The organism is Acinetobacter sp. P1332 (assembly GCF_044057475.1).
GTDB classification, from domain to species: domain Bacteria; phylum Pseudomonadota; class Gammaproteobacteria; order Pseudomonadales; family Moraxellaceae; genus Acinetobacter; species Acinetobacter johnsonii.
The window spans coordinates 3,097,626-3,111,522 of the sequence record NZ_CP171157.1; the positions used below are offsets into that span (position 1 = coordinate 3,097,626).

At 42.9% G+C, this 13,897-nt stretch carries 15 protein-coding genes; 8 read left to right on the forward strand and 7 right to left on the reverse strand.

The features are described 5' to 3' along the window. The first annotated feature begins 62 nt into the window (after positions 1 to 62). The 4 genes from ACFN7Z_RS15280 (at position 63) to truA (ending at position 4,628) form a co-directional block, all read left to right on the forward strand. Positions 63 to 1,430, forward strand: a complete 1,368-nt coding sequence (locus ACFN7Z_RS15280) for a FimV family protein (RefSeq protein WP_010325850.1) — start codon at positions 63 to 65, stop codon at positions 1,428 to 1,430. A 65-nt stretch (positions 1,431 to 1,495) separates the two neighbouring features. Beyond that, positions 1,496 to 2,800, forward strand: coding sequence for a hypothetical protein (locus ACFN7Z_RS15285; protein WP_058952351.1), 1,305 nt, complete (start codon positions 1,496 to 1,498; stop codon positions 2,798 to 2,800). A gap of 49 nt (positions 2,801 to 2,849) precedes the next feature. Beyond that, entirely contained in the window at positions 2,850 to 3,818 is a 969-nt protein-coding gene (locus tag ACFN7Z_RS15290; RefSeq protein ID WP_010325848.1) for an asparaginase, read from the forward strand. Between the two features lie 12 nt (positions 3,819 to 3,830). After that, positions 3,831 to 4,628 (forward strand): tRNA pseudouridine(38-40) synthase TruA, encoded by a 798-nt coding sequence (truA, locus tag ACFN7Z_RS15295; RefSeq protein WP_159151535.1) that lies wholly within the window; start codon positions 3,831 to 3,833, stop codon positions 4,626 to 4,628. An 85-nt stretch (positions 4,629 to 4,713) separates the two neighbouring features. Here truA and ACFN7Z_RS15300 read toward each other — a convergent pair whose 3' ends face one another. Next, entirely contained in the window at positions 4,714 to 5,721 is a 1,008-nt protein-coding gene (locus ACFN7Z_RS15300; RefSeq protein ID WP_004692528.1) for an AraC family transcriptional regulator, read from the reverse strand. Positions 5,722 to 5,951: 230 nt separating this feature from the next. On the opposite strand from ACFN7Z_RS15300, the gene infA reads away from it, so the two are divergent. Beyond that, on the forward strand, positions 5,952 to 6,173 hold the full coding sequence (gene infA, locus ACFN7Z_RS15305) for a translation initiation factor IF-1 (protein ID WP_004692529.1): 222 nt from the start codon (positions 5,952 to 5,954) through the stop codon (positions 6,171 to 6,173). Between the two features lie 720 nt (positions 6,174 to 6,893). Then, entirely contained in the window at positions 6,894 to 7,250 is a 357-nt protein-coding gene (locus tag ACFN7Z_RS15310) for a hypothetical protein (RefSeq protein ID WP_228141074.1), read from the forward strand. A 54-nt stretch (positions 7,251 to 7,304) separates the two neighbouring features. Here ACFN7Z_RS15310 and leuB read toward each other — a convergent pair whose 3' ends face one another. The 4 genes from leuB to leuC form a co-directional block, all read right to left on the reverse strand. After that, positions 7,305 to 8,384 carry a 3-isopropylmalate dehydrogenase gene (gene leuB, locus ACFN7Z_RS15315; protein ID WP_010325845.1) on the reverse strand — a complete coding sequence of 360 codons (1,080 nt, stop codon included), beginning with the start codon at positions 8,382 to 8,384 and terminating at the stop codon, positions 7,305 to 7,307. A 37-nt stretch (positions 8,385 to 8,421) separates the two neighbouring features. Continuing rightward, positions 8,422 to 8,982, reverse strand: coding sequence for a hypothetical protein (locus ACFN7Z_RS15320; protein ID WP_010325844.1), 561 nt, complete (start codon positions 8,980 to 8,982; stop codon positions 8,422 to 8,424). Between the two features lie 99 nt (positions 8,983 to 9,081). Then, on the reverse strand, positions 9,082 to 9,732 hold the full coding sequence (leuD, locus tag ACFN7Z_RS15325; protein WP_010325843.1) for a 3-isopropylmalate dehydratase small subunit: 651 nt from the start codon (positions 9,730 to 9,732) through the stop codon (positions 9,082 to 9,084). Between the two features lie 21 nt (positions 9,733 to 9,753). Further along, positions 9,754 to 11,187 carry a 3-isopropylmalate dehydratase large subunit gene (gene leuC / locus ACFN7Z_RS15330; RefSeq protein WP_010325842.1) on the reverse strand — a complete coding sequence of 478 codons (1,434 nt, stop codon included), beginning with the start codon at positions 11,185 to 11,187 and terminating at the stop codon, positions 9,754 to 9,756. 499 nt (positions 11,188 to 11,686) lie between these two features. On the opposite strand from leuC, the gene ACFN7Z_RS15335 reads away from it, so the two are divergent. Together ACFN7Z_RS15335 and ACFN7Z_RS15340 are read left to right on the forward strand one after the other, a co-directional pair. Then, positions 11,687 to 11,923: a DUF2061 domain-containing protein gene (locus ACFN7Z_RS15335; RefSeq protein ID WP_010325841.1), complete on the forward strand. Its 237-nt coding sequence runs from the start codon at positions 11,687 to 11,689 to the stop codon at positions 11,921 to 11,923. Between the two features lie 159 nt (positions 11,924 to 12,082). Next, complete coding sequence (locus tag ACFN7Z_RS15340) at positions 12,083 to 12,940, forward strand: LysR family transcriptional regulator (protein ID WP_010325840.1); 858 nt, start codon at positions 12,083 to 12,085, stop codon at positions 12,938 to 12,940. Between the two features lie 58 nt (positions 12,941 to 12,998). On the opposite strand, the gene ACFN7Z_RS15345 is transcribed toward ACFN7Z_RS15340, so the two are convergent. Then, complete coding sequence (locus tag ACFN7Z_RS15345; protein ID WP_010325839.1) at positions 12,999 to 13,505, reverse strand: DUF2628 domain-containing protein; 507 nt, start codon at positions 13,503 to 13,505, stop codon at positions 12,999 to 13,001. A gap of 70 nt (positions 13,506 to 13,575) precedes the next feature. Beyond that, the gene (locus ACFN7Z_RS15350; RefSeq protein WP_004978928.1) at positions 13,576 to 13,821 is read right to left on the reverse strand and encodes a DUF2789 family protein; all 246 of its coding nucleotides are present in this window, start codon (positions 13,819 to 13,821) and stop codon (positions 13,576 to 13,578) included. Between the last annotated feature and the right edge of the window lie 76 nt (positions 13,822 to 13,897).

Consider the following 13,897-nt stretch of genomic DNA (forward strand, 5'->3'; position numbering starts at 1 on the left):
AACACACAACTCGCTAATCTATAATTTTCGCTTTGCGATCTGTGACCGAGCTAAAGATTAAGATGACCGTAAATAACAAATTAAAGATAGCCATTTTAGCCATTATTGCTTCGCAAAATGTGAATGCGATCACTATTGATCCTATTCAAATTCAGTCTGCACCTGGGGAACTGTTGTATGCAGAATTGAACTTTCACGATGCCGATCCGAATGCTCCCATTCAAGCCAGTCTAGCCAGCGCAGAAGATTTGATGTCTCTTGGTGTCATGCATCAGCCGCCCAGTAATCTGAACTTTTTTACCCGTCGTACCAGCGCCAGTACAGGTGTGATTACGATTACTTCTTCACGCCCTTTAACTGAAGCGGAACTGAACATTGTCGTCAAAATCAAAGAAGGCAATGCGGCACGGCTACAACATATTAAAACAGCCAATAAACGCTCGCCAGCACTTCAAGCCCGTACGAATAATAATGAAAAAGCCTTAAAACCGGTGGTGATTGTCAACGAAAAAGATATTGCGCTAAACTTACCTGTCAGCACACAATTCAATAGCTTAAAAACAACAGCTGCGCCGACGACAAATACCACACCCCTCAAACTCAATAAACATACCCCACCAAGCATGAGTGCGACCTCTATTACAGCGCCAACGCAAGTTATTTCAGTAGCCTCTACGCAAATTGCAGCAGCTGCTCAAACATCAGCTCCACGTGTTGAACCTATTACTCAAGCGAAAAAATCGGCAGATCCGTTGGTTCAAAAGTATGCCGATTCAGTTCAAAAATCAGATGCACCCATTTCTGCACAGGCTAGCCCAAAAACTAGTCCATCGACAGCAAAAATAACACCTGCTGCCCCTGCAACTACTGCACGCCAAGCCGCACCTCAAAGTGCCCATGTAGTTCGGTCAAATGAATCTCTATGGGGTATTGCATCGCGTATTGCTGCTGAAGAAAACCGTCCTGTCGGTGAAGTCATGCAACAAATTAAAGCCAAGAATGAACATGCCTTTATTCAAGGTGACGTAAACCGCTTACGTCGTGGTGCTAACCTCAATTTAACGGGTCTGCAAACAGCCAAATCAGAGCAAAAAGTCTCCGTTTCATCACTTCCAAAACAAAGCTCACAGCAATCCGGCAAGGCGAAATACCGCCTCAATCAAGCCGAGATGAGTTTGGTTGCAGAGAAAGAGCAAGATTCAAGTCATGGTTCTGCCAAGAAGTCGACAGAAAAGAATCAAACATCAAACGAGTTGTCATTAAAAGTTATGACATCCCGTGAAAAAACCGTTAAATTACAGAGAAACGTAACACAATTAGAAGTGGCACTTAATCAGAAAGATCAGAGAATTCAATTACTAAACGCTCGTCTTGCACAATTGCAACAACAATTGAAAGCACAACAAACTGAGAAAAAGCCAACACACTAAAGTGTTATTTTGATTATTTGATTTTGGATGAACTTGCACAAAGACAAGTTCAAAAGGGGTAAAACATGCTTATTTATGTGATTCCATTTATCTTACTATTGGTTGTTGCCATAGTCTTAAAAAAGCGTGAGGCGAGTAAAGAAGCAGAACCAAAAACTCAAAAAGCGGTTGCTGCAAAAAATAAAGCCAAAAAAACCAGTTCGTCTAAAAAATCCCCGCAACAAACTCAAGTCGTTGAAGATGTTGTTGCTAAAAAAGCCACGACACCACTCGCTACAGATCTACGTAATAAAATTGAAGGTCAAATTCGCGACCGCAATTTCTTCTCAGCTGAAGCACAAATCAACCAAGCCCTAAATAAAGACAATTCACAACACGAATTATATTTACTGCTGCTCGATATTCACTTGCTCCAAAAAGATGAGTTTGCCATCAGCCAATTGCTGAATCATTTACGTTCTTTAGAACTGGATGATATTTTGGCGCAAGCAGAAGCCAAAAAATCGGATTACGATCAATTACATCAAAATAGCCGTGACACGATTGAGTTTAAACCAACTGAAATTGCACCATCTGCACCAAAACCTGTAGAAGCAACCAATACTGCTGACTTTGATGCCCTGATGTCATCAAATAATCCTGCTCCCGCTCCTGTGCAGGCTTCTGTTGTTGAACCTGTTCAAGACATTAAACCGCTTGATTTTGATACCTCAGCATTTACCACCACAACACCGGCTCAACCTGAACCGAGCATAGAAGTTCAAAGCTTAGAATTTGATATCTCTAGTTTAAATACACCAACAGCAGAACCAGCCAAACCTGCTGAAGAACTTAAACCACTCGATTTCGGTTCACTCTCTTTAGAAAGCACGCCTGCTCAACCAGCAGAAACTGCTACAGCCGACATCCAACCTTTAGATTTTTCATTCAATCTCGACACAGCGCCGACAACAACGCCAGAAGCAGAAATTTCGCCGCCTGCTGTAGATGAGCGTCCTGAATTTACATTTGATTTTTCAAGCGAATCTACGGCTGAAGCGGCAAAAGACATCCCTGCTTTTTCTTTCGATACGGTTAGTCCAAGCGAAGCGATAGTAGAAGAAACACCAGCAGTTGTTACGCCAAACCTCAGTTTTAGTCTAGAGTCTACTGCACCTGCCAATACGGTGGATCAAAGCGATCCTCTGGTACAGTCTTTCCCTCAACTGAGCGAAGTCAATGAAATACACTTAAACCTTGAATTGGCTGAGCAATACATTCAACTTGGCGCTTTCGAAGCTGCACGTGAAATTTTGGTTGAACAAGAACCAAATTACTCTACGGAACAACGTCAGCAAGTCGAACAGTTGCTGAGTCGCATAGCATCCTAAGCCATTTCGTTTTAAACTAAAGCAGTCATCACCGACTGCTTTTTTTATAATGAAAAAAATTGCGCTTATCTATATGGGTGGAACCTTTGGCTGTATTGGCGAACCCTTACAACCAATGCCTGCCGAAGACTTTATTCCCAAGCTCACACATGTCTTGCCGATTCATCTCGACATTGAATGTTTTATTGCACCTGTCATTAAAGACAGTAGCGCCTGTACGGCTGCAGACTGGTTATTGCTGATTCAGCAGATTCAACAATTGCAACTGCAACAATTCCAGCATTTTGTCGTTATTCATGGCACAGATACCTTAAGCTATGCCAGTGCTGTCGCGGCACACTTTATTGCAGATTCCGCACGTGTGGTTTTCACAGGTAGCCAATATCCATTACTTAATGTACAAGGCACAGATACGCGTGAATTTAGCGATGCGATCAGTAATTTGAATTTTGCCTTAGATGCGGTGATGAAACATCCTGTCGGAGTGTATCTGGCTTTTCATCAACAGGTATTGCATGCGCAGACTGCGCTAAAACGACATACTACAGAACTGGATGCTTTTACAGGTGTCATGGCTGAACAGCCGATTCCACACAGCTTAAAAACGCACATAGTACAAACAGGTGATGTAGAACAATCCCACCAGTTCAATTGCCTCAACCTGATGATGCAACCTGTTGCCTTGGTGCAGCAAGTACAAAACTTGCGAAATTTGCTCTCTGCGCCGCCACATTTCCTCATTTTGCAAGGTTTTGGAACGGGTAATTTAGCTGTGAATGCCGAGCTAATAGCACTTTTCGATGAATTTTACGCACAAGGCTGTGTTGCTATCTTAAGCACCCAAGTCCCTTTCGGCCGTACTGATCAGCGCTATGCCGTTGCCGCGTGGACAACTCAGGCCAAAATAATTGTCAGTGATTGCCTCGGGCATGCAGATCTGTATGCCAAAGCCCTTAAAATGTATTTACAATACCCCAGCGCTGAAGCACGCTTCAGCCATTGGCATGATTTGGGTTAATTTGAGGTACATATGCAACGTTTTGCGATCGGCATTGAGTTTTGTGGAACACACTATCGTGGTTGGCAAACCCAGCAAACAGGTGTGATCAGCGTACAAGAGACGATAGAAAAAGTACTCTCTAAAATTGCCAATGAACCGATTAGCTTACACGGTGCAGGTCGTACCGATGCGGGCGTCCATGCCACCAACATGGTGGCGCATTTTGATAGCTCTGCACTTCGTTCAGAGCGCGGTTGGTTGATGGGCAGCAACAGCCAACTGCCAAAAGATATCTCGATCCAGTGGATCATAGCGATGGATCAAGACTTTCATGCACGCTTCAAAGCGCAGGCACGTCGTTATCGTTATGTCGTTTATAACCACCCGCAACGCCCTGCTCTTATGCATAAACAAGTCACACATGCCTATTATGCGCTAGATGTAGCGAAGATGATGCAAGCTGCTCAAAAGTTCGAAGGCACGCATAACTTTGAAAGCTTCCGTGCAGCCGCATGCCAATCCAATCAACCTGTGCGCCATGTCAGCCATTGTCGCTTAATTCAACATGGTCCATATTTGGTACTCGACATTCAGGCCGATGGCTTCTTACACCATATGGTCCGCAATATCATGGGCTGCTTACTTGAAATTGGTCAAGGTCTGTATGAAGTCGAACATATTGAGGCGATTTTCGCAGCAGAAGACCGCAAAGCTGCAGGCATTACTGCACCTCCTGATGGGCTGTATTTCATTCATGCCGACTATCCAGCACAGTTTGAATTACCTAAGCAGCCACTTGGGCCGCATTGGCTAAATATGCCTGAATAATTTATTTTTGAATCCCTCCCCGCCTGCTTTTTCAAAGGAGGGGAGAAATTCCTCCCTTTTATAAAGGGAGGTTAGGAGGGATTTCTTAACGCTGCTTACGCTTGCGATATTCCACTGGGGTTTCATTGGTCCAGCGTTTAAATGCACGATAGAAGGTACTTGGCTCAGAAAAGCCAGTCAAATACACGATACGCTCTACACTTTCAGCCGTATTGGCCAAAAGTTTTTTCGCCAAACGACAGCGATAATCAGACAAAATTTGCTGGAAGCTGGTATTCGCCTCACTAAGTTGTGTGCGTAAACGCCTTGGGGTAATACTGAGCTGTGAAGCCACTGTTTCAAGTGTGGTTTCACCACTTTCTAGGGTTGAACCTATCGCACGACGGACTTCACCCACCAAATCATAACGGGCTAATTCTTGAAGTTTTTCAATCGCTAACTGCTCATGCAGTTGCAATAATTCAGGTTCCGCTTGCCACAACGGATAAGCCAAAATACTTGGGTCAAAATATAAGCGGGTTTCTTTTTGCCCTAAACTAACAGGGCACTCATATACGCGAAAATACTCATCATCAAACGCGCCTTTACTGAAGTTAAAATCAATATAGATCGGTTCAAAGCGCCCTTCAGTAATAAATTTAAAGAACCGTAAAATACCGGACATCGCACATTCAGAAAAATGTCGATTGACTAAATTTTCAGCCCAAGGTTGTTCCCCATTGGTCAAATAACAGCGGTCATCTTCAACCACCAACTTGGCATGAAAGGCATCACTGATCAATCGCTGATAAGCCAAAGCACGCTTCAAGCCCTCACCAAAGTTTTCGGATGAAATAAACAAATGCTCAATCACTTGGCCACGGTATAAAGGCAGATTTTCACCCAAATGTAGACCAATGTCTGGATCGCGGCTCACCTCTTCTGCCGCCACCCAAAAAGCGTATTGTGCGCTCAAAGGCGTACGCTCATTGGTTTCCATCTGATTTAATGCAACACCAGCCTTTGTTAAAATTTCTTCTGTTGGCAACCCTGAACGACGAATCGCTTGGTAGCCTAATCGCAATACAACCGATGCATCCGTTAGCTGACCCACGCTAGAACCTTCCTTGTATGTTCTTCATTTATACATAAAACATTAAAATTAGATTAACTGCGATTGACCGAACTGACAACAACTTATACAGTTTTTTTGTTGAAAATATTTATTCCGCTTGTTCGCTTATTTTACTGACAGATGATCAGGCAACCGCCCATTCCGCCTTGTTTTATGCAAAAAAATTGACTATAATTTGCGCCTTTCCAATTTATTCATTCAGGTAGGCTATGGCCAATAAAGAGGAACTCATCGAGTTCGAAGGCGTTGTCACCGAGACGCTTCCTAATACTATGTTTCGTGTACGTTTAGAAAACGGTCATGAAGTGATTGCTCACATCTCTGGTAAAATGCGTAAACACTATATTCGTATTTTGACTGGCGACAGTGTTAAAGTAGAAATGACACCTTATGATTTGTCTAAGGGTCGTATCACTTATCGTGCGCGCTAAGTTTTAGCGAAGCGAAAAAGCCACTTTTTAAGTGGCTTTTTTAATGTCTGCGCTCAGACTAAACGTTATACATCGACTGTATTTAAACCAAAAATCAAACTATAGTTAAATGCAATAATAACTCAATACGCCAAAACAATAATGAAGACGGCTTCAACGAAGCTCGCTATTTTACTGTTTCCAATACTCTGTGTTGCTTGTGCTACAACAAGTCAAACTCAGCTCAAGCAAACCTTACAACACTATATTGGCCAATCGTCAAATCAAGTTCAAAATTAACTCAACCTCAATAGCATGGGTTATAAAGTGCTCGGTGCTCCTGTATATACCCCAGAGAAACTGACCTAAACTCTGTTACGTAATATGCCTATTCCGATGGTAACCCCCAATATTGGAACCAGTGTCAATATGGGTGCACCCATTCCGACACCTTCCAGCGGTAGCCTGAATATTGAAATGAAATGTAACATTGAGTTCAGACTGCATGATGATCTTGTGGAATCTATTCACTAGATCGGCAAGGCGTGTTAACGGCTGCGTCATTTTGAGTCGCCTACATACCGTTTATCTCAAATTACTCGAAACATACTCAAACGAACGTTCAGATATACAATACTAAAAGGGTCTTTCTCTGCTTAGGGGATGATCATGAAGCCCTTTATTGTCAGTTTTTTTAGTTCCATCTGCTTTCTACTGCTTCAAGCTTGCAGCAGCTCTCCAATGCAACACCAGACCGTCGTTTCACCCGCTAAAATTGCGCTCCCCGACTATTTAGAACAATATATCGGCCAAGATGTATCGAGCATTCGGCGCGAACTCGACTTACGTCAACTCGGTTATGAAACTTTAGGTGCGCCGATTCAAACACCAAACCAACTGAGTTACACCATTGTCAGGCGGATTCAAATTCCAACCCCTATGCCCACTATGCGTAGCGACAGCAGTGTCGGTGCGATTCCTATTCCCACACATACGCCATTTTATGATGTTCAGTTAGAGTGCCAAGTCCACTTCTTGTTAAAAGATAATATTGCTCAATCAATTCAATATCGAGGTAAAGCCTGCAAAAGTTATTAAATTTTAGGCATAAAAAAACGCAGCGGATGGCTGCGTTTTCAAATTGCTTTTGGCTTAGTTCAGCGCAGCCACAACTGCCTGCCCCATTTCCGCAGTACCCACTTTGCTCATGCCTTCAGACATGATATCAGCGGTACGCAAGCCTTGATCTAGGACATTGCCTACTGCATCTTCAATCGCTTGAGCAGCAGCTTCTTCACGGAAGGTATATCGCAACATCATAGCTACTGAAAGAATAGTGGCTAATGGGTTGGCAATATTTTGTCCTGCGATATCGGGCGCCGAACCATGACATGGCTCATACATCCCTTTCGCATTTTCATCTAAGGATGCTGATGGCAACATCCCAATTGAACCTGTCAACATCGCGGCTTCATCAGACAAGATGTCACCAAATAAGTTACCTGTCACAATCACGTCAAACTGTTTAGGCGCTCGCACCAATTGCATTGCAGCATTATCGACATACATATGCGACAAGTTAATGTTTGGATAGTCAGCTTCTTTCATCGCCGTTACGGTTTGTTTCCAAAGCTCCGTCACTTCAAGGACGTTGGCTTTATCAACCGAACAGACTTTGCCACCACGTAAACCAGCCATTTCAAAAGCCACTTTCGCAATACGCTTAATTTCAGACTCAGCATAAACGTCGGTGTTAAAACCTTGTTTTTCACCATTCTCAAGTTCACGAATCCCCCGTGGCTGACCGAAATAAATCCCGCCAGTTAATTCACGAACGATAAGAATATCAAGACCTGCTACAATTTCAGGCTTTAAGCTTGATGCATCTGCCAATTGCGGATACAAAATAGCTGGACGTAAGTTCGCGAATAAATTCAATTCACTACGAATTTTTAACAAACCACGCTCTGGACGGATCGAACGCTCAATGTTGTCCCACTTCGGACCACCTACCGCACCAAGTAAAATTGCATCTGCATTTTTAGCTTGTGCTGCGGTCACATCTGGATAAGGTGAACCGTGTGCATCTATGGCAGCCCCACCGAGTAGGCCCTGTTCCCACGTTAAACCTAAATTGAATTGATCATTGACTCGTGTAAGTACCTGTTCTGCGGCTTTTACAATTTCAGGACCAATGCCGTCACCAGCCAAAATCAAAATATGTTTAGACATGAAATATTCCATTGTTGGTGAGTGCTGACTCACACGATTAAAGTTTTTGTTCTACAAACTCGCCCAAGCCATTTAAGACATTGTAAGGTTTGCAAAAACGACGAATTGTTCTTTGGTTTTGCTTTAAATCGACACATAAAGGGTCAGGTGCAGACATATTCAACAAACTTCCCTGATGTCGACTGCGCGCACGGAACATCCTAAAGGTGTAGCGTTCCGCAGGCTTAAAACGATGAATGACATGCAGCGTTTCAGCGCGATCGACCGAAACGGGATAGAAGCGAATCACCAGTTCATGTTGCCCCGCTGGCACTGACAGAAACAAGGCATTCGCTTCATTCAAATCATCTCGTTTTAACCGCACAACCTTCTCTCGAATAGCCTCACGGCTGACACGATGATTGTCCGCATCCACAATTTTGATCTGATTCCATCGTTCAAATTCGCAGTTCACTGTACCAGTACAGTAAAGCTGCGCATTATTTTTACTCGCTGGGGTATCCTGAATCCGCTTTATGCTTGCCGTATTCATGCTTTGGCAGGCAGTTAATGTTCCCACCAACGCCAGTAGAGCGATACGACTGTAACTCGTCACCATTGTTCAAGCCCAACCTTTACCAGTAGCAAAACGTTTAAAATTCTTTTGCTCGATATTAACAAGAGATGGCCCCAAGCACTAGATGCATCGAATTTTCAATTAAGCATGAATTTCAGCAAACACCCACGGACGTGATGCTTTGGTCTTTTCTTCATAGGCTTTGATGTCATCTGCAACCTGTAAAGTTAAACCAATATCATCCAAACCATTTAACAAACAGTGCTTACGAAATGGATCGACTTCAAATGTGAAGGCTTCACCCGATGGTGTACGTACTTCTTGCACATCCAAATCAATCGTCAGCTGATAGCCTTCTGTTGCTGCACATTCTTTGAAAAGTTGGTCAACAATTTCTTCAGACAAAATCACAGGCAACATGCCATTTTTGAAACTATTATTAAAGAAAATGTCGGCATAGCTGGGTGCAATCACAGTACGGAAACCATATTCTTCCAATGCCCACGGCGCATGTTCGCGGCTTGAACCACAACCAAAGTTCGCACGAGAAATTAAGATGCTCGCACCTTGGTAACGTGGCTGATTCAATGCAAAATCAGGGTTTTTAGGACGTTTAGAATTGTCTTGTCCCAAAAAACCTTCATCTAAATAACGTAATTCATCAAATAAGTTTTCACCAAAACCCGTGCGTTTAATGGATTTCAAAAATTGTTTTGGAATGATCAAGTCTGTATCGACATTGGCACGGTCTAAAGGTGCAACGATACCCTGTTCAACGGTATATTTTTTCATGTCTATGCTCCCAAGCCCGAATTAAAATGAACGTACATCGACAAAATGACCTGCAATCGCTGCTGCCGCTGCCATCGCTGGGCTCACCAAGTGCGTGCGACCACCATTGCCCTGACGACCTTCGAAGTTACGGTTAGAGGTCGATGCACAGTGCTCACCGGGTTGTAATTTGTCTGCATTCATGGCTAAACACATTGAACAACCTGGCTCACGCCATTCAAAGCCCGCTTCAATCAAAACTTTGTCTAAGCCTTCGGCTTCTGCTTGCGCTTTGACTAAACCAGACCCTGGAACCACCATGGCTTGTTTAATCGTACTTGCCACTTTTTTGCCTTTGGCAACTTCAGCCGCGGCACGAATATCTTCAATTCGAGAGTTGGTACATGAACCAATAAAAACACGGTCTAACTGAATATCTGCCAACGCCTGACCTGCGGTTAAACCCATGTAGTTATAAGCACGCGTCCAATCATTGCGTTGCACTTCATCTTTGGCTTGTTCTAAAGTTGGTACAGCTTGAGTCACTGGAATCACCATTTCAGGCGATGTACCCCAAGACACTTGTGGCTCAATCTCTTCACCTTGCAATACAACTACAGTGTCAAAATGCGCATCTGCATCCGAATGTAAGGTATTCCAATACGCAACCGCAGCATCCCACTGTGCGCCCTGTGGTGCATATGGACGGTCTTTGACATAGGCAATGGTTTTGTCATCGACAGCGACCATACCCACACGTGCGCCGCCTTCAATCGCCATATTACACACCGTCATACGACCTTCGATCGACATATCACGGAACACTTGACCACCAAACTCGATGGCATGACCTGTACCGCCTGCAGTACCAATTTTACCGATGATGGCTAAAACTACATCTTTCGGTGTTACACCATGACCCAATTGACCATCAACACGTACCAACATGTTTTTCATCTTCTTTTGAACCAAGCACTGGGTTGCCAATACATGCTCCACTTCAGATGTACCAATCCCGTGCGCCAAACAGCCGAATGCACCATGTGTTGCCGTATGAGAGTCTCCACAGACCACAGTCATACCCGGTAAAGTCAAACCTTGCTCAGGCCCGACCACGTGTGCAATACCTTGACGGACATCATTAATGTCGAACTGCACCACATTAAAAGCTTTACAGTTGTCGTCTAAGGTTTGAACTTGGATACGTGAAGTATCATCTTCAATACCTGCTATTCCTTCTGAACGCTCTTTGGTCGATGTTGGAACGTTATGATCAGGAGTTGCCACATTCGCACTTAAACGCCATGGTTTACGACCCGCAAGTTGTAAACCTTCAAAGGCTTGCGGAGAAGTCACTTCATGTAATAAATGACGGTCGATATAGAGTAAAGCCGAGCCATCGTCGCGTTGTTTTACTAAGTGGTCATCCCACAATTTGTCATACAATGTTTTTGCTTGTTGGTTTTCGCCTGCCATGTCGATTGACTCCACTGGACTGGGTAATTCTTTCATTAAAATCGATTATAGCGACGATTTCACATAAATCTAATTTATCATTTTTATTAATTTAAAAACTTTTTGGAATTATTTTAAATTCATACCTCTTTGTTTCAATCCCTTTGATTACAAGCCCTCACTGCTGGTTTTAATTCAAGCGCTATAGCCTATTTCTCAACCTGTTGTAGGCCTCGCAGTATATGTCTCTGCTCAGCCATGCAAGGTTTATCTCCCCTATTTAGACCAATACTTTTTAAGGCTCGCTTCGTTGATGTGAATAGTAAGACAGCGACCTATGCATAGACTAAAGAGTAAAATCTACAGAAGCTTGTTTTCTCACGTCAAATATTCCAAACAGTCGACTGCATCGCCTTGCATTCAAAAACCCAATCACGAGCAATCAAAATTTCATTTTGACTTTATTAATGATAATAATTACTATTTACAAATGAAAGGCATTATTGAGAGGGTATTTATCATGGCGAACATTCAGAAATTTGTAGCGAACAATCAGCGCATATTCAAAAAAACCCTAAGCTATTACATCATGCACATTACCGTGGCCATGATTGTGGCTTATTTTGTCACAGGTAACTTATGGATGGCGGTCACCCTCAGCTTATTAGAACCAACCGTGCAAGCCTTCGCATTCTTTTTCCATGAACGTATTTGGGAGAAAAAGAACTGTACTACCGAAGAAAATATTCCTGCTTAAGCCCTTATATCAAGCGCCCTCTCAACTCTCCAAAAGATCACATCAAGTGATCTTTTTTTATTTCAGTCCAGACCAAATAACCTATATTCATTTTAAAGATCGCAATTCATATAAAATTATTTTATAATTTAATTATACTTTCATAACTAGATTATCCTTATGAATCTTGCAGCCTTCGAAGCTTTTGTAAAAGTCATGGAAACCGGCTCTATTTCTTTAGCCGCAGATCAGCTCTTCATTACGCAACCTGCTGTAACCAAACGTATTCATAGTTTAGAAGAATATTTTGGTGTGAAACTGTTTGAGTCTGCGGGTCGTGGTGTACAAGCCACACATGCCGCGCATTCACTGCTGCCTAAAGTTAAAAACTGGCTCAATGAACTGGGTGACATTCATCACACCTTGAGTCATGAACAAGGCATGGTCCAAGGCAAACTCAAAATTGGCACCAGTCATCATATTGGTTTGCATCACTTACCGAGCCATTTACGTAGCTATGTGCAAAGCTTTCCAAATGTCACCTTAGATGTGCACTTTGTTGACTCCGAGCAAGCGCATGAAAAAGTACTGGCTGGCGACTTAGAATTGGCTTTTTTGACGCTTCCACCCAAACTCGATGAACGTTTGCAGTACATCACCATTTGGGAAGATCCTTTAGTTTTTGTAGCAGCACCGTTTCATCCGTTGGCACAAATGCAAAACCTACAACTCGAAGACCTGATTCAATACCCAAGTTTATTGCCTGCGTCACAAACCTATACCAGCCAAATCACACTAGCAGAGTTTGAAAAACAAGGGCTGAAACCTAAAATCACCATGAGCAATAATCCACTCGAGTCGATTCGTATGTTGGCATCGATTGGACTGGGTTGGTCAGTGCTTCCAAAAACGATGATTAACCAAGACCTACAGCAGTTGAATGTGAAGTTCGAAATGAACCGTCAACTCGGTATGGTTTGGCATCCAGGCAGAACCCAATCTCGTGCGGTGCAAGAGCTGATTGCAATGATGAACTAAGCTTTGCAAGCATTAAAAAACCATCCACAAGGATGGTTTTTTATTTTGCGCAAGCGAATTAAGAAACACTAATAGCCAGTGCAGCCAGCCCAAGCCAAATCACCAGCAAGATCGAACCTACTATAAGATTTGTACCCCCACGATTTTCTAATTCCGTATGGACGTTTCCACTTCCCAACTGGCGAATTTTGGCAATCTGCTGATCGACATGATGCTTGTATAAGGTATTCTCAAACATTCCAAATGCTACGGCCAAGCCAATATTTGCACCAGAACTTTCAATCCCCAAAAATATTTCAACCATCCCTATGACCACAATTAAACCAATGGCCATAAAGCCATAACGGTACATTTTTCGATAAAATAACCAGACCACACCTAAGAAAAAGGCGGCAATATTAAAGCCTGCATATTGTTTCTTTGGCGTGATTTTTTCAAATTGAGCTTGATAGTAAGACTCATATTTCGCACCGACAAACAGGGCACGATCTTGTTCTAGTTGATTAACTGAAGCGACATGTTCTAAAGACGTAGAGTCAGGAAAAGTTTGATGATCGAGAGACATAAATTTCTACTTTTATCTTATTTTTATCAAGAGAGGCAAAGCTTCGACGCTCAGCCTCTTTAAGCTCAGTTTATTTTTGAATCAGTGAATCTTCATGCAGGGATTCATTCAGCTGATCTACAATGATAGCCCACTCACCATCCGATTTAATTTTTTCTGCCAAAAACTGACGTTGCGCTTCAGTCCAATACTCTGCGTCAACAATCGTGGTTTGTGCATTGAGCTGATGCGTTACAATAAACAACGCGATGGCCTCTTCACTCGCATCTAAACCGAGTTGCTCAAACAGGTGGGTCATTCTTGGTCGTACACTCATATTTTTCTCCACGCTTATGTTCTAATTTTTCATAGTCAAAATAGTTTTAGCCAAGGTTCAACATAGCATATTTGGT